Source organism: Actinoplanes sp. NPDC051537 (genome assembly GCF_055586105.1).
The window spans coordinates 1-15,923 of record NZ_JBVJIU010000007.1 but is presented as its reverse complement, the minus strand read 5'-3'; the positions used below and the strand labels follow the sequence as shown (position 1 = coordinate 15,923).

Here is a 15,923-nt window from a genome sequence, read left to right as displayed (position 1 = left end):
TTTCAGCTTTCGGCGGCGAAGAGCTCGTCGAGGTACGCGCTCAGCTCCGCGACCATCTCGGCCGGCGACAGGTGCCCGGCCAGCACGTGCACCGTGAGCCCGTCGACGACGGCGTGCAGCCGCCGGGCCGCCGGCGGTGGGGCGAGGCGGGCGCACAACTCGTACATGCTGGTGAAGTGCAGTCGCTGCACCCGGGCGAGCGCCGGATCTCGCAGGCCGAGCGCGAGGAACGAGAAGGCGATCGCCGCCTCGGTGTGCCGCCGCTCGTCGGCCGGCATGGTCTCGAGCAGCGCCTCGGCCGTGGCCTCGCGGATGCCCGGGGCCGGAGTCATGCTCCGGATCCGGTCGGTGACCTGGGCGATCACCTCCTCGCAGGCGAACGCGAGCAGCTCGGCCCGGGTCGCGAAGTAGTGCCGCAGCGCGCCCGTGGACCAGCCCGACTCGGCGGCCACCCCGCGGATCGAGACGTCGGCGACCCCGTCCCGCACGATGACGCGCCAGACGGCGGCGGCCAGCTCGCGGCGGCGCTGGTCGTGGTCGACAACCTTCGGCATGCATTTTATATAGCACGACCGTGTTATAAACGAAGGATGATCGCGCTGATCGTCGCTTGTGAGATCGGGTTCTGGGCGTTCCTGGCGGCCGGGCTGGCCGCGCGCTACCTGCTCAAGGCCCGCCGGCTGAGCACGGTGCTGCTGCTCGCGGTGCCGGCCATCGATCTGGTGCTGCTCTCGGTCACCCTCATCGACCTGCGGAGAGGGGGTACGGCGGACACCGCGCACGGGCTGTCGGCGGTCTATCTGGGGATCACCGTGGTGTTCGGGTCGCAGATGATCGCCTGGGCCGACCAGCGGTTCGCGCACCGGTTCGCGGGCGGCCCGCCGCCGGTGAAGCCGCCCCGGACCGGGCGCGAGCACGCCGCGTACGAGAGGAAGCAGTGGATCCGGCATGTGACCGCGTTCGGGATCGCGGCCGTGATTCTCGGCGCCCTCAGCGCGCTGACCTCGGGAGCGGCGCCGATGTGGGGCGTGATGGGGGTGTGGGGGATCGTGCTGGCGGTCGACTTCGTCATCTCGTTCAGCTACACGCTGTTCCCGCGACGGGGTCCGGGAGCTACCTAGAGCGATGTCGGCGGCCGCGAAACGAACTCGGGGCGGTTGATGACCCGGAATCTAAAGGAATGCCCCAAACCGCCGAACAGAACACCGTAGGCGCCATCGTCAGACATCCGGCCTTCGCGGCGGAACGGAGAGCCGTGATTCACGTCGTGCGAGTCCCGGGGGCTGCGGCGTGACCTGGGTCTGGATCGGTCTGATGATCGGGGTGGGAGCCGGGGCGTACGTGCTGGGCGGTCGCCGGCAGCGGGCCGCCGACGAGCGTGAGTTCGCCGCCGAGATCTCGGCCGTCTGGCCCGCGGATGCGGCCACGGTGGGCGCCCCCGCCGGCCCGGACCTCGCCTCGCTCGCCGTCATCCTGGCCGAGCGGCAGGCCGAAATCGAGCAGATGCGGGTCGACCGCGAGGAGCGGATCCGCAACTCCGAGCAGGAGCAGCGCCTGGTCAACGGGCGGCTGCGGCGGCGGGCCAAGGAGGCCATCGACGACACCGGCGCGGTGATCGGCGAGCGGCTGCGGGACGTCGTCGAGCAGGTCGGCGCCGCCCGGCAGGCCGCCATGGCCACCCACGACCGGGTCGCGCAGACCAGCCAGGCCGCCACCACGATGGTGCGCCGGGCCCGCAGCGCCGACGAGGCCGCGACCGCGCTCAACGAGAGCCTGCACCAGGTCGCCGGCATCGCGAGCGTGATCTCGGAGATCGCCTCGCAGACGCGGATGCTCGCGCTCAACGCCACCATCGAGGCGGCCCGGGCCGGCCCGACCGGCCAGGGCTTCGCGGTGGTGGCCGACGAGGTCAAGAACCTCGCCGACACGACGGCCGACTCCACCGAGCAGATCGCGGCCACGATCGCGGCGCTCGAGGCGGACGTGCAGCAGATGGGCGGCACGCTGACCGCGATCGTGCAGGACGTCGGCGAGATCGAGCAGGCGATGGGCCTGCTCGACGGGATCGCGGACGACCAGCATCAGATCGTCGAGCGGCTCAACAGCACGGTCGACGCGACGATGGCGCAGATCCAGGACCTGTCCGAGGTGGCCGAGCGGCTCGAACGGCGCCGGGCCGACCGGCTCGCCGCCGACGGCGCGGTCACGCTGCGCGCGCCGTCGCGGCCGGCGGCCGAGGGGCGGCTCACCGACCTCAGCGAGGGCGGCATGGGCTGCACGGTGCCGGGCCGGACGGCGATGGCGGTCGGCGACCAGGTGCAGGCCGAGACGGAGCTGAACGGCGTCCGGGTCAGCCTCGCCGGCCGGGTCGTGCGGCGCCGCGACGTCGGTGGCGAGGTCGAGCTCGGCCTGGCGCTGACCGACGTGCCGGACGAGGCCCGCCGGCAGATCGAGCGCCACATCAACCGGGCGTTCGAGGCGCTCTAACCCCCTAAACACACGAAGCCGGTTCCGGCCCCGACGCGGGCGAGCGCCGCGGCCGGGGAGTCGCCGCCGGCCAGCGCGCGGTGGAAGCCGACCATCAGATCGGTGGCCGCGTCGTCGGCGACCCGCCCGACGCTCGCCACCACGGTCGCGGTCCCGGCCGCGAGCAGCGCCGACGCCATCCCGAACGTCTCGTCGCCCGGCCGCACCTCGGTGAGCCCGAGCTCGCAGCTGGCCAGCACCACGAGGGCCGGCGGGCGGCGGAGGCGCGGGAGGTCGTACCCCAGAAGAGGCCCGCCGTGCAGATCGAGCGCCGAGAAGAGGGGGTTCTCCGCCTCGTGCCGCCCGTGCGCCGCGAGGTGCGCGACGTCCACGCCGTCCAGCGCCGCGAGGGTGGCCGCCGGCGTCGCGGCCTCGTCGGTCAGGGCCACGCTGGGCCGGATCTGCCGTATGCGGGCCACCTCCTCACCGGCACGGGAGATGTCCGGCCCGGCCACCAGCAGGGCGCTCGCATAGCGCCGGGGCCGCCGCCGGGCCGCCAGCCAGGCGGTGGCGGACGGCGCCACGGTCACCGGGCGCCCCGCACAAGCCGGCAGCATCCCCCACGGCGCCGTCATCAGCAGGCCGGTCGGCACCACCACGAGATCCCGGTCTCCCACCAGCTCCAGCACCGGATCGAGCACCCGCGCCTGCAGCGCCGCCGCATCCCGCCGGGTGGCCTCCCCCACCGCCGCCGCCAGCCGGGCCGGCATCGCCCGCCCGGCGCTGGTGTCCAGGTCGGCGCGCAGCCGCAGCACCGCCTCCTCGGCCGCGGCCATCGTCCCGAGCCCCCGAAGCCGCACGCCCCGCCGATCAACAACAAGAGCATGCAATTCCCAACCGGCGCAGACGTACGCGACGAGCACCGCACTCCCCAGCTCCCGGCGCACCGAGGCGAGCGACGCCACGCCCGCCCCCTGATCCGGCGCGCTCCCGCCCGCGTCGTGGCCCGCCTTGCCGCCGCCCGCGTCGCGGTCCCTCTTGCCGCCGCCCGCGTCGTGGCCCGGCTCGCCGCCGCCCGCGTCGCGGTCCGCCTTGCCGCCGCCCGCATCGTGGCCCGCCTTGCCGCCGCCCGCATCGTGGCCCGGTTTGCCGCCGCCCGCGTCGTGGCCCGGTTTGCCGGCCGCCGCCCCGCGCGGCGCGCCCGTCGCGCCGCGGACCGACCAGGCGCTCTCCCGGATCCGGCGTTGCAGCGTCTCGGCCCGCCCGCGCAGCCCGGCCGCGGGCCGGCCCGCCACCTCGGCCGCGCGCAGGTTCTGGCGGGTCTGCCGCAGTTCCTCGAGCGCGGCGGCGACGTCGGGATCGTCCGGCGGCCGCACCGGGGGCAACCGCAACGCCTGCGCCCTCCCCCGCTCGGCCCACCGGAACACCCCGGCCACCGACCCCGACGAGATCGCCCCCGCCAGCCCGGCGAGCGCCAGGTCCCGCCCGTGCGCCGAGGCTCCGGTCTGGAGGTCGAGGCACCCGAACCGCCCTCGATATCGATGCAGCGTCTCCATCCCGGCCGCGAGCTGCCGCGAGGCCGCTCCCGGCCGTCCCGACGCCGTCTCCGCCTCGGCGCGGGCGAGCCGCCAGAGCAGCCGCGTGTCGAGCCGATCGAGCCGCCCGGGCGCCCCGGCCCGCGCGATGAGCCGTCCGGCCGCCCTCGGCGAGCGGGTCACGGTCGACCGCGCCGCCACGAGAAGGGCGACGCGGGCATCCTCGGGCAGGCCGAGCCGCTGGAGGCGCGCGGCGAGGCGTTCGGCCCGTGCGGCCACCGGGGCCGGGCGCGCGGGCGCGTTCGGCGGGTCGGCCATTGCCGCGGCGCGAGGCGAGTCGGCCGGCGCGAGGGAGGGATCGGCCGGTTCGAAAGAGGGGTCCCCCGGCCCGCTCGGAGGCTCGGCGGGCGCGGGCGCGGGGGCGGAAGCGGGAGCGGGCGCGGGACCGGGAGCGGGCGCGGGACCGGGCGCGAGACCGGGGGCGGGTGCGGGCGCGGGACCGGGCGCGAGACCGGGGGCGGGTGCGGGCGCGGGACCGGGCGCGGGAGCGGGCGCGGGACCGGGAGCGGGAGCGGGAGCGGGCGGTGGATCGGTCGCGGTGGGGAGGGCGGCTCGCAGGGTGAGGAGTTCGGCGAGGGCGGCCTTCCGGCGATTGCCCCGGCGCATGAAACCGGCGTGGGCCTCGGCCGCCCAGGAGGCCGCTGCTTGGGGGCGGCCGGCCAGCAATGCGGCCTCGGCCCGGGTCATCAGGGCCTCGGATCGGTTGTGGTCCTGGCCCTGCGTCGTCATCTGGGCGACCGCAGCCGCCAGCTCGCGGTCGGCCTCGCCGAACAGGCCGGCGGCGATCAGGGCCCGAGCCCGTTCGACGGCCAGGGCCGGCAGGCGGCCGGGGGCTATCCGCTCGTAGACCGGGCGGACCTCGGCGAACGCGCCCAGCGCGGCGGGCAGGTCGCCGGAGACCACGTCGAAGCAGCCGAGGTTGATGCGGAGCAGCGCGGCGCCCAGGGTGAGGTCGTGGCGGCGGGCCAGGCGCAGCGCGCGGCGCAGGTCGTCGCGGGCGGCGCCGACGCGGCCCGCGTCGAGGTGCAGGATGCCCCGGTTGTTGAGGGCCTTCACCAGGTCGAGGGGGCTGTCCCGCTCGTGGATGCCGCCGACCGCCCGGTCGAACTCGGCCATCGCCTCCTCGTGGCGGCCGCTTCGCCACAGCAGGGCGGCTCGCTGGGCGTGCAGCACCGGGCGGCGGTCGGGCGGCAGCAGCGGCTCGGCGTCGTCGAGGAGGCGGAAGCTGAGCGCTACCCGGCCGCGCTCCGATTCGGACCAGGCCAGGCTCACCATCAGGCGGCCGCGGGCGGCGGGGTCGGCGTTCCCGGCCCGGTCGGCCGCGCGCAGGGCGGCCCGCATCCGGCGGACGGCCAGCGCCGGACGGCCGTCGTCGCTGGCCGCGCGCCCGGCGGCATAGAGCCGCTCGGCCCGGGGCGGAAGCCCGGGCGGCGCGCCGGGCTCGGTCACAGCAGAAGCGATGGCGTCACCACCCGGGGAGTTCCGGTCGCGGGCGGGTGGATCAGCAGCTGGGCCAGGCCGTGCGGGACCTCGTCGAAGACGAAGCGGCCGCTCTCGTCGGCGGTGACCACCCGGGACGCGGCCGGCTCGGGCAGGCGCAACTCGACCGTGAGGGCGCCGCCGGGGGCGAGCCAGCCGTCGACGCGGACCAGGTTGTCGGTTCGCTCGACGATGGTGATCATCACCGTACGGCTGGTGGAGTCGAAGGTGATCGTCCGAGCCTGCTCCCCGGCCCGGGCCAGCGCCGGCGTCGCGTCGGCCAGGCGGGCGACCTCCGCCTCGAGGTCGGTCAGCGCCAGCGCGAACAGCACCCGCTCGTCGAGGTCGGGCGGTGGTGGGTCGTCGCGGGCGATGCGGTCGAGGATGTCGCGGTCGAACTCGTCGAAGTCGGTCATGACGTGCTCCAGGCGGGGTCGGCCAGCAGCATGGACCGGAGCTTGGCCAGGCAGCGGGAGCGGGTCGGGCCGATGCTGCCGTGCGGCATGCCGAAGGCCGAGGCGATGACCGTGTAGTCGGGGCGGTCCACCTGGGCGACGATGCGCAGCAGGTCGCGGCAGCGCTCGGACAGGCGCTCGAAGTGGGTCCACAGGACCCGGTCGCGCTCGTCCTCGATCAGGCGCTCGCCGGGCGGCGGCGCCGGATCGACCGCCGCCGACAGCGCGCCGGTGCCGTCGGGGACGTCGCGCCGGGCCCGTTCGCGGCGCCGCCAGGCCTCGCGGCGGGTGGCCGTGATCAGCCAGGACGTCACGGCCCGCGGGGTGCGGATCTCGTCGAGCCGGCGCAGCAGCTCCAGCCAGGACGTCTGGACGACGTCGGCCGCGTCCTCGGCGCTGAGGCCCTGGCCGCGGGCGACCCGCCAGAGCACCGGGTCGAGCACCCGCACCAGCTCGCGCAGCGACTCGCGGTCGCCGTCGCGGGCCCGCTCGAGCAGCGCGCCGAGGTGAGCGTCGGCGTCGGCCGGGCGCGAGCTCTCGGGCCGGCGGTCCGGCGCCGGACCGCCGGCCGGGCGCGAGCTGTCGGGCAGCCGGGCCGGCGGGGACGCGTCAGCCGGCGGCATGGGGCCGGGCGAGGTCGGCGGCGAAGTTGGCCGCCGCGAAGGAGGTGCCGGTCCATCGGGCCCACTTGCCGTCGGGCAGGATGCCGAGCACGTCGACCCCGTCCCGGTAGCGGTCGACCCAGGGGCCGAAGTTGCTGAACCCGGCGTGATAGCCGCCGAACCCGGCGCCGACGGCGGTGACCATGTCGAACGAGCCGGGATAGACGTCGTCGGCGCTGTGGTCGTTGCCGGCCGACGCGACGAGCTGCACGCCCGCGTCGGCGAGCGTCTGGAGCTTCTGCTTCATGACCGCAACCAGCGGCCCGTCGGAGTCGTCGCCGGGCTCGCGGCCGAACGCCATGCAGACCACGTCGACCGGGTGGTGCTCCCGGTAGTCGATCAGCCAGTCGAGGGCGCGGCACACCGTGGACTCCTTGGCCCGGCCCTGGTCGTTCATCACGCGTACGGACAGGATCTGGGCGCTGGGGGCCGCCTGCCGGATGATGCCCGCGATGAAGGTGGCGTGCCCGGCCTTGTCCGGCCCCGCGTCGTCGTGCGCGACGACCTTGCCCTCGCCGCCCAGCTCCGGCCGCCACGGCGGGTCCTGCTGCTCGGCCTCGATCAGCACCGGGTCGGCGGCGGGGGTGGCGGGCAGCCAGGCGTGCGCGCGCACGCCGGTGTCGAGCACCGCCACGACCGGCCGGCGCAGGCCCGCGGGCAGGGGCTCCCACGCGGGGGTCGGCGGGTTCTCGACCGTCACCTCGGCGAAGGCCAGGCCGTGGCCGAAGGGCTTGCTGGCGAAGGCGAACGTGCCGTCGAAGTGGATCGGGTCGCGCGCCCAGTTCGCCGCCTGGTCCGGGTCGAGGATGGACAGCACCTCGTCGACGTCGCCGGTGATCGGCAGAACGCCGGCCGGGCCGCCGAGGTAGGTGCCGGCGCCGAGCGACGCGGCAACGCCGTGCTGGTGGAGCACGGCGGTCACCTGGCCGAGCGCCTGGGCGAGGAGGTGGCCCCAGCCCTTGACCAGATCGGTGTGGCCGGCGGCGTGGCCGAAGGGCTTGACCGACGCGACCCCGAGATGGCCGGCCGGTTTGTCGGCGAAAACGTCATCGGCCGGCGAGGAATCGGCCGGAGCGTCATCGGCCGGCGAGGCCTCCGCCACCGCCGAGGCGGGCGGTACGAACAGGAGCGTGTCGTCACTGTGGCGCTTCGGGAAGTTGCGCATGGGTCCGCCTCCAGGATTCGGCGTGGGCGTCGGTCACCGCTGAGGTGGCCCGACCGGGCGCACAGATACCCATCGTCGCGCCTCGTGCGCGGCCCGCACCGTCACCCGAACGGTCACGCGTCGGGGAACACCTGGTCCACCATCGTGAGCAGGGTGGCCGCCAGGAGCTTGTGGACCTGGGCACGGGTCAGCTCGCCCCGCTGCAGCCACTCGCGGGCGGTCGAGGTGGCCAGCCCGACATAGGAGCGGGCCATCGCGTGCAGCGCGCCCCCGGTGACCGGCAGCCCGACGGCGGTCAGCACCCGGTCCGCGGCCACGTCGATGGCCTCGGCGATCACCCGGTCGACGTCGGTGTCGCCGGCCATGCCGCCGGCCGTGATCGCGCCCAGCCACGAGGTGCTGTGCCGGGAGACGACGTCGAGGAACCAGGCGACGATCGCGTCGACCCGCGCCGGCAGTCCGGCCGGCGGCAACCGGGTCAGCGCCACCTCGGGCACGGTCAGCATCACCCGGATGACCTCGAGGTAGAGCTCCTTCTTCGTCCCGAAGTAGTGGTTGACCAGACCCCGTGCGACCCCCGCGCCGCGGGCCACGTCGCCGGTCGAGACCTCGGCGTAGCCGCGCTCGCCGAACAGCCGTACCGCGACCGACAGGATCTGCTCGCGCCGGGCGTCCGGCTCCAGCCGGCGGCGCTGGCCCGCGTCCACACTCACGAAGTGGACCTTACGGCAACGGCGTTGTTGACACACTGCCAACAATGCCGGGAGAGTGACGGCATGCCCACTCCCGGACTGGACGGCTACGCCCCGCCGTGGCTGAAGCCCGAGCACGACGACCTGGCCGAGCTGGCCCGCGCGTTCTTCGCCAAGGAGGTCCTGCCGCACGCCGAGCGCCTGGAGCGGCAGGGCCATCCCGACCGCGAGCACTACCGGCGGGCCGGCGAGCTGGGCCTGCTCGGGCTGAGCGTGCCCGAGCAGTACGGCGGCGGTGGCGGCGACTTCACGCACGAGGCGGTGCTGATCCACGAGCAGACCATGTGCGGCGAGGGCAGCCTCGGCCTGGCCGTGCACAGCGGCATCGTCACCGGCTACATCGGGCGCTACGGCACCACCGGGCAGAAGGAGCGCTGGCTGCCCGGGCTGGCGAGCGGCGAGCTGGTCGGCGCGATCGCGATGACCGAGCCGGGCGGCGGCTCCGACCTCCAGGCGATCCGCACCCGGGCCGTGCTCGACGGCGAGGACTACGTGGTCACCGGGTCGAAGACGTTCATCACCAACGGCGGCCTCGCCGACCTGCTCATCCTCGCGGTCAAGACCGACACGAGCCAGGGCGCGGCCGGAATCAGCCTGCTGGTGTGCGAGCTCGGGGACGAGACGCCGGGCTTCACCCGGGGACGGCTGCTCGACAAGATCGGCCTGCACGCCAACGACACCGCCGAGCTGTTCTTCGACGAGATGCGGGTGCCGGCCGGGAACCTGCTGGGCGGCGAAAAGGCGGAGGGCGCCGGGTTCTTCCAGATGATGGAACAGCTCCCCCAGGAACGGCTCGTCATCGGGGTGGGCGCGGTCGCTGCGATGCAGCGGGCTGTGGAGCTTTCGGTCGCGTACGCCAAGGAGCGCACCGCCTTTGGCAAGCCGCTGATGGGGCACCAGAACACCCGGATGGTGCTCGCCGACTGCGCCACCCGCACCCGGGCGTCGCGGATCTTCCTCGACGACTGCATCGGCCGGCACTCCCGCGGCGAGCTCGACGTGCCGACCGCGGCCATGGCCAAGCTGTGGCTCACCGAGGGACAGTGTGAGGTGGTCGACAAGTGCCTGCAGATCTTCGGGGGCTACGGCTACACCACCGAGTACCCGATTGCCCGGATGTACGCCGACGCCCGCGTCCAGAAGATCTACGGTGGCACCAACGAGATCATGAAGGAGCTGATCGCCCGTGTCCTCTGAAGCCTATGTGTACGACGCGGTCCGCACCCCGCGCGGACTCGGCAAGCAGAACGGGTCGCTGCACGGCGTCAAGCCGATCTCGCTGGTCACCGGCCTGATCGACGCCATCCGCGAGCGCAACCCCGGCCTCGACCCGGCCACCGTCGACGACATCGTGCTCGGCATCGTCACCCCGATCGGCGAGCAGGGCGGCGTCCTGCCCCGCAGCGCCGCGTTGCTGGCCGGCCTGCCCGACACCGTCGCCGGCGTGCAGCTCGACCGCTTCTGCGGCTCCGGGCTCGAGGCGGTCAACCAGGCCGCGGCCCGCATCCGCGGCGGCTGGGAGCACCTGATCCTGGCCGGCGGCGTCGAGTCGATGTCGCGCAACCCGATGGGCTCCGACGGCGGCGCCTGGTTCCTCGACCCCGAGACGGCGCTGGCCACCGGTTTCGTCCCGCAGGGCATCAGCGCCGACCTGATCGCGACGGTCGAGGGCTTCGGGCGCGACGACGTCGACGGGTACGCGGTGCAGTCGCAGGAACGGGCGGCGAAGGCGACCGCCGCCGGGCACTTCGACCGCTCGATCGTCCCGGTGCGCGACCCGGCCGGCCTGGTCGTGCTGGCGAAGGACGAGCACCCGCGGCCGGACACCACCCGCGAGGGGCTCGGCAAGCTCAACCCGTCCTTCGCCGGGGTCGGCGAGGCGGCCGGCTTCGACGCGGTGGCGCTGCAGAAATACCACTGGGTCGAGCGGATCGAGCACGTCCACCACGCCGGGAACTCGTCGGGAATCGTCGACGGCGCCGCGCTCGTCGCGATCGGGTCAGCCCAGGCCGGCGAAAAGGCGGGACTCACCCCCCGCGCCCGCATCATCGCGGCGGCCGTGACCGGCGCGGAACCGACGATCATGCTGACCGGGCCGATCCCGGCCACGCGGAAAGCGCTCGCGATCGCCGGCCTCGGCGTGGACGACATCGACCTCTTCGAGATCAACGAGGCGTTCGCGGCCGTCGTGCTCAAGTACCAGCGCGACCTCGGCCTCGACCCGGAGAAGGTCAACGTCAACGGCGGCGCCATCGCGTTCGGCCACCCGCTCGGCGCGACCGGCGCGATGCTGCTGGGCACCGCGCTCGACGAACTGGAACGGCGTGACCAGCGCCGGGCCGTGATCACCCTGTGCATCGGCGGCGGCATGGGCGTCGCGACCGTCATCGAGAGGCTTGCCTAGTCAAGGCGGCGTTGCCGCACTGCAGAGAAAGACGGTTGAATGATCCGCTACGAGCGCGCCGCTGACGGCGTCGTCACGCTCACCATGGACGACCCCGACCAGTCGGCCAACACGATGAACACGGCGTACGTCGCGGCGATGACCGCGGCGCTCGACCGGCTCGAGGCCGAGCGGGACGACGTCACCGGCGTGATCGTGACCAGCGCCAAGACGACGTTCTTCGCGGGCGGCGACGTGCCGATGATGAGCACCGCCACCCCGGCCGACGCGCCGGCGCTGTTCGAGATGCTCGGCACGATCAAGCGCGACCTGCGGCGGCTCGAGACGTACGGCAGCCCGGTCGTCGCCGCCGTCAACGGGGCGGCCCTCGGCGGCGGCCTCGAGATCGCGCTCGCCTGCCACCACCGGATCGCCCTCGACGCCCGCGGCACCCGGCTCGGTTTTCCGGAGGTGACCCTGGGACTGCTGCCGGGCGCGGGCGGGGTCACCCGTACCGTACGCATGCTCGGTCTTGCTCCTGCTCTGATGTCCTGGCTGCTGACCGGCAAGCGGTACCGTCCCGCCGAGGCCCAGGCCAACGGCCTGATCGACGAGGTCGCCTCGTCGCCGGACGAGATGATCGCCAAGGCGCGCGCGTGGATCTCCGCCAACCCGGACGCGGCCCAGCCCTGGGACCGGCCCGGTTACCGGATGCCCGGCGGCACCCCGGCCACCCCCAAGCTCGCCGCCCAGCTCCCGGCCTTCGCCGCCACCCTGCGCAAGCAGCTCAAGGGCAACCGGCTGCCGGCGCCCGAGGCGATCCTGGCGACCGCCGTCGAGGGCGCCCAGGTCGACTTCGAGACCGCCCAGCCGATCGAGACCCGGCACCTGATCACGCTGCTCACCGGCACGATCGCCAAGAACATGATGGGCGCGCTCTTCTTCGACCTGCGCGCGGTCAACGGCGGCCTGGCCCGGCCGCGCGCCGAGGTGCTGCCGGCCACCAAGGTCGCGGTGCTCGGCGCCGGCATGATGGGCGCCGGGATCGCCCAGGCCTGCGCCCGCGCCGGCATCCCGGTCGTGGTCAAGGACGTGACCCCTGCGCTCGCGGAGAGAGCGGCGGGCCCGGGGATCACCACCACCGCCGACGTCGAGGACCTGCGCGGCTGCGACGTCGTGATCGAGGCCGTCTTCGAGGACCCCGCGCTCAAGGCGAAGGTGTTCGCCGAGGTCGAGCCCGTCCTCGCGCCCGGCGCGCTGCTCGCCTCGAACACGTCCACGCTGCCGATCACCGGCCTCGCCGCCGGGGTGAGCCGGCCCGCCGACTTCATCGGCATGCACTTCTTCTCCCCGGTCGGGAAGATGCCGCTGCTGGAGATCGTGGTCGGCGAGCGGACCCGGGACGAGGCGGTGGCCCGGGCGTTCGACCTCGGCCGGCGCATCGGCAAGACCCCGATCGTGGTCAACGACGGGCGCGGCTTCTTCACCAGCCGGGTGATCGGCAAGTTCATCGACGAGGCGATCGGCATGCTGGCCGAGGGTGTCCCGGCCCCGTCGATCGAGCAGGCCGCGTTGCAGGCCGGGTACCCGACCGGGCCGCTCGCGCTCGCCGACGAGGTCAGCCTCTCGCTCGTGCAGCGGATCCGCCGGCAGTTCGAGGCGGCGGCCGGGGAGTCGTTCGCCCGGCTGCCCTCGCACGACCTGGTGGACGCCATGGTCGACAAGCACGACCGGGCCGGTCGCGCGGCCGGTGGCGGCTTCTACGCGTACGCGGAAGGGAAGCGCGCCGGGTTGTGGGAGGGCCTCGCCGAGCTCGCCACCGACGCCGGCCGCGCCGTGCCCTTCGCCGACCTGCAGGACCGGTTCCTGTTCGCCGAGGCGCTCGACGCCCGGAAATGCCTGGCCGAGGGGGTGCTGCGGACCGAGGAGGACGGCAACGTCGGCTCGATCCTGGGCATCGGCTACCCGGCGTGGACCGGCGGGGTGCTGCGGTTCGCGCACCAGCACACCGACTTCCCGGGACGGGCCACCGAGCTCGCCGCCCGCTACGGCGAGCGCTTCGTGCCGGCATGAGCGGGCCTCTTTCCGGGGTACGGGTGGTGGAGCTCGCCGGCCTGGCCCCGGCCCCGTTCGGCTGCATGATCCTGTCCGACCTGGGCGCCGAGGTGATCCAGATCGACCGGCCGGGTGGGTCCGTCGCGCCGCCCAGCCCGTTGCAGCGCGGGCGCCGGACGGTGACCCTCGACCTCAAGACCGGGGCCGGGGTCACCGATCTGCTGCGGCTGGCGGCCGGGGCCGACGTGCTGGTCGAGGGCTTCCGTCCGGGCGTCGCCGAGCGTCTCGGGTTCGGGCCGATCGACTGCGAGAAGATCAACCCCAGGCTGGTGTACGCGCGGATGACCGGCTGGGGTCAGGACGGCCCGCTGGCGCCGCGCGCCGGGCACGACATCGACTACATCGCGCTCGCCGGGGCGCTGGAGCCGATCGGCCGCGCCGGGGAACGGCCGCACGCCCCGCTCAACCTGATCGGCGACTTCGCGGGCGGCGGCATGCTGCTCGCCGTCGGGATCCTGGCGGCGCTGCTGGAACGGGAGCGGTCCGGGTGCGGACAGGTGGTCGACGCGGCCATGGTCGACGGCTCGGCGCTGCTCACCGCGTTCCTGCACGGGTCCGGCCTGTTTCCCCGGCCGCGCGGCGAGAACCTGCTCGACGGCGGGGCGCCCTTCTACGACACGTACCGGACCGCCGACGGCGGCTTCGTCGCGGTCGGCGCCCTCGAGCCGGCCTTCTACGCGGCGCTGCTCGACGGTCTCGGCCTGGCCGGCGCCGCCCTTCCGGACCAGCACGACCGGGACGGCTGGCCCGAGCTGCGCGCCCGCTTCGAGGCGGTGTTCGCCACCCGTACGCGCGCGGATTGGATCTCGATCTTCGCCGGCACCGACGCGTGCGTGGCCCCCGTGCTCTCCCCCGCCGAGGCCCCCGCCGACCCGCACCACCGCGCCCGGAAGACCTTCGTCGAGGTCGGCGGCGTCCCGCAGCCGGCGCCGGCCCCGCGATTCGCCCGCACCCCACCGGACGCGCCCGCCCCCGCCGTTCCGGCCTCCGTCGACGAGATCGTCGCCGAATGGTAAGACGTCCCTTTTGTTGCTTTAGGGTTGTCGGCCTCATGTGAGCTGACTCTCGCGCCGATCAGCGTGGCAACCACCCACGCTCGGCTAACAGAGGCAGAGGCAGAGACCATGCGGAAGTTGCAAGACATCGGAGTCGCTTCCCGGCTCGGGCTCATCGTCGGCACCGGGGCCGTGCTGCTCACCTCGCTGGCGGGCATCAACCTCTACAGCCAGAACAAGCTGGCCGCGCAGAGCCGGGTCATCACCGGGCTCGACCAGGGCCTGGCCGCGCTGCACCACCTGGACACCCGGCAGAGCGAGCTGAAGGTCGACGCCTACCGCTCGCTGCTCGGCCAGGACGTCACCCAGGACGTCGCCGACGACATCCAGTCCTCGACCGAGGCCGCCGACGCCGTCGCCGCGTCCGGCCTCGCCGCCGACATGCTGGCCACGTTCACCACCATCCGGCCCGACTTCGTCGACTTCAGCCAGTTCGTCAAGAACTTCGCGAACGACGCCAAGTCCGACCGGGCCGCCGCGGTCAAGCGGATCGGCGACATCGCCGACCGCAACCACAAGACCGACGACGAGCTCGGCGCGCTCACCGACCGCGCCACCGCCGCGGCCGAGGCCGAGCAGGCCAAGATGGACGAGACCGTCCGGTTCTCCCGGATGCTGGCGCTGATCGTCGCCCTCCTCGGCCTGATCATCATGATCGCCTTCGCGGTGCCGCTGGTCCGCTCGATCCTCAAGCCGGTCCGCCGGCTCGGCGAGGTCGTCGACGGCCTGGCCAAGGGCGACCTGACCATGCGCAGCGGCATCACCAGCAAGGACGAGCTGGGCGTGATGGCCGCGCACCTCGACCGCACCCTCGACGAGCTGCGCGAGTCGATGCGCACGATCGCCGGCGACGCCGACATGCTCGCCAGCGCGTCGGCCGAGCTGTCCGCCGTGGCCGGCACGATCGCCGACGCCGCCGGCGACACCAGCACCCAGACCGCGTCGGCCGCCGCCGAGGCCGAGGAGATCTCCCGCAACGTGCAGTCGGTCGCGGCCGGCTCCGAGGAGATGGGCCTCGCGATCCGCGAGATCTCCCGCAACACCAGCGAGTCGGCGCAGGTCGCCACCGTCGCGGTGGCCGAGGCCGCCCGCGCCACCGAGACGATCCGCCAGCTCGGCGACTCCTCGGCCGAGATCGGCAACGTGATCAAGCTGATCACCGCGATCGCCGAGCAGACCAACCTGCTCGCCCTCAACGCCACGATCGAGGCGGCCCGGGCCGGCGAGATGGGCAAGGGCTTCGCGGTCGTCGCCTCCGAGGTCAAGGACCTGGCCCAGGAGACGGCGAAGGCGACCGAGGACATCGGCGCCCGGGTCGCGGCCATCCAGCAGGACACCAGCGGCGCCGTCGAGGTCATCTCCCGCATCTCCGAGGTGATCGCCCAGATCAACGACTTCCAGACCACGATCGCCTCCGCGATCGAGGAGCAGACCGCCACCACCGGCGAGATGAGCCGCAGCATCGGCGAGGTCGCCAACGGCTCGAACCGTATCGCCCTGAACATCGCCGACGTCTCGACCGCCGGCGCCACGTCGGCCGAGGGCGTCGAGCAGACCCGCCAGGCCGCCAACGAGGTGGCCCGCACGGCCGAGGAGCTGCGCAACCTGGTGGGCGCCTTCAAGTACTGACGTCACCTCACCCCGCGGCGGGGGGGGGGGGGGGGGGGGGGGGGGGGGGGGGGGGGGGGGGGGGGGGGGGGGGGGGGGGGGGGGGGGGGGGGGGGGGGGGGGGGGAGAGGGGAGGGAGAAGGAAAGGAGGGGGGGGGGGAGGGGGGGGGCGGGGGGGGGGGGGCAGG

At 74.3% G+C, this 15,923-nt stretch carries 13 protein-coding genes; 7 read left to right on the top strand and 6 right to left on the bottom strand.

The genetic code is table 11. From position 1 onward, the window contains the following. Positions 1–2: 2 nt before the first annotated feature. Positions 3–554 carry a TetR/AcrR family transcriptional regulator gene (locus tag ACZ6TB_RS17795; RefSeq protein ID WP_465555590.1) on the bottom strand — a complete coding sequence of 184 codons (552 nt, stop codon included), beginning with the start codon at positions 552–554 and terminating at the stop codon, positions 3–5. A gap of 36 nt (positions 555–590) precedes the next feature. Between ACZ6TB_RS17795 and ACZ6TB_RS17790 the strand changes: the two genes are divergently transcribed. Together ACZ6TB_RS17790 and ACZ6TB_RS17785 are read left to right on the top strand one after the other, a co-directional pair. After that, positions 591–1,121: a hypothetical protein gene (locus tag ACZ6TB_RS17790; RefSeq protein ID WP_465555589.1), complete on the top strand. Its 531-nt coding sequence runs from the start codon at positions 591–593 to the stop codon at positions 1,119–1,121. 193 nt (positions 1,122–1,314) lie between these two features. After that, the gene (locus tag ACZ6TB_RS17785; protein ID WP_465555588.1) at positions 1,315–2,487 is read left to right on the top strand and encodes a methyl-accepting chemotaxis protein; all 1,173 of its coding nucleotides are present in this window, start codon (positions 1,315–1,317) and stop codon (positions 2,485–2,487) included. Here the strand turns inward: ACZ6TB_RS17785 and ACZ6TB_RS17780 are convergent. The 5 genes from ACZ6TB_RS17780 to ACZ6TB_RS17760 all read right to left on the bottom strand — a co-directional run bounded on the left by ACZ6TB_RS17780 (position 2,484) and on the right by ACZ6TB_RS17760 (position 8,535). Further along, the gene (locus tag ACZ6TB_RS17780) at positions 2,484–5,510 is read right to left on the bottom strand and encodes a CHAT domain-containing protein (protein WP_465555587.1); all 3,027 of its coding nucleotides are present in this window, start codon (positions 5,508–5,510) and stop codon (positions 2,484–2,486) included. The two genes, ACZ6TB_RS17785 and ACZ6TB_RS17780, sit on opposite strands and share 4 nt — an antisense overlap. Continuing rightward, positions 5,507–5,956 (bottom strand): hypothetical protein, encoded by a 450-nt coding sequence (locus ACZ6TB_RS17775; protein ID WP_465555586.1) that lies wholly within the window; start codon positions 5,954–5,956, stop codon positions 5,507–5,509. The genes ACZ6TB_RS17780 and ACZ6TB_RS17775 overlap by 4 nt, the downstream gene beginning before the upstream one ends. Beyond that, a complete protein-coding gene (locus ACZ6TB_RS17770) occupies positions 5,953–6,618 on the bottom strand; it encodes an RNA polymerase sigma factor (RefSeq protein WP_465555585.1) in 666 nt (221 codons plus the stop codon). The genes ACZ6TB_RS17775 and ACZ6TB_RS17770 overlap by 4 nt, the downstream gene beginning before the upstream one ends. Beyond that, complete coding sequence (locus ACZ6TB_RS17765) at positions 6,605–7,822, bottom strand: S8 family peptidase (protein WP_465555584.1); 1,218 nt, start codon at positions 7,820–7,822, stop codon at positions 6,605–6,607. Before ACZ6TB_RS17765 ends, ACZ6TB_RS17770 begins: the two co-directional genes overlap by 14 nt. A gap of 113 nt (positions 7,823–7,935) precedes the next feature. Then, positions 7,936–8,535, bottom strand: a complete 600-nt coding sequence (locus ACZ6TB_RS17760) for a TetR/AcrR family transcriptional regulator (protein ID WP_465555583.1) — start codon at positions 8,533–8,535, stop codon at positions 7,936–7,938. 63 nt (positions 8,536–8,598) lie between these two features. Here ACZ6TB_RS17760 and ACZ6TB_RS17755 point away from each other — a divergent pair, with 63 nt between their 5' ends. The 5 genes from ACZ6TB_RS17755 to ACZ6TB_RS17735 all read left to right on the top strand — a co-directional run bounded on the left by ACZ6TB_RS17755 (position 8,599) and on the right by ACZ6TB_RS17735 (position 15,756). Continuing rightward, a complete protein-coding gene (locus ACZ6TB_RS17755; protein WP_465555582.1) occupies positions 8,599–9,771 on the top strand; it encodes an acyl-CoA dehydrogenase family protein in 1,173 nt (390 codons plus the stop codon). Next, positions 9,761–10,978 carry an acetyl-CoA C-acetyltransferase gene (locus ACZ6TB_RS17750; protein WP_465555581.1) on the top strand — a complete coding sequence of 406 codons (1,218 nt, stop codon included), beginning with the start codon at positions 9,761–9,763 and terminating at the stop codon, positions 10,976–10,978. The genes ACZ6TB_RS17755 and ACZ6TB_RS17750 overlap by 11 nt, the downstream gene beginning before the upstream one ends. 39 nt (positions 10,979–11,017) lie before the next feature. Then, positions 11,018–13,030 carry a 3-hydroxyacyl-CoA dehydrogenase NAD-binding domain-containing protein gene (locus ACZ6TB_RS17745; protein ID WP_465555580.1) on the top strand — a complete coding sequence of 671 codons (2,013 nt, stop codon included), beginning with the start codon at positions 11,018–11,020 and terminating at the stop codon, positions 13,028–13,030. Beyond that, complete coding sequence (locus ACZ6TB_RS17740) at positions 13,027–14,088, top strand: CaiB/BaiF CoA transferase family protein (RefSeq protein ID WP_465555579.1); 1,062 nt, start codon at positions 13,027–13,029, stop codon at positions 14,086–14,088. The genes ACZ6TB_RS17745 and ACZ6TB_RS17740 overlap by 4 nt, the downstream gene beginning before the upstream one ends. 108 nt (positions 14,089–14,196) lie before the next feature. Then, positions 14,197–15,756 (top strand): methyl-accepting chemotaxis protein, encoded by a 1,560-nt coding sequence (locus ACZ6TB_RS17735; protein ID WP_465555578.1) that lies wholly within the window; start codon positions 14,197–14,199, stop codon positions 15,754–15,756. Positions 15,757–15,923 lie beyond the last annotated feature (167 nt).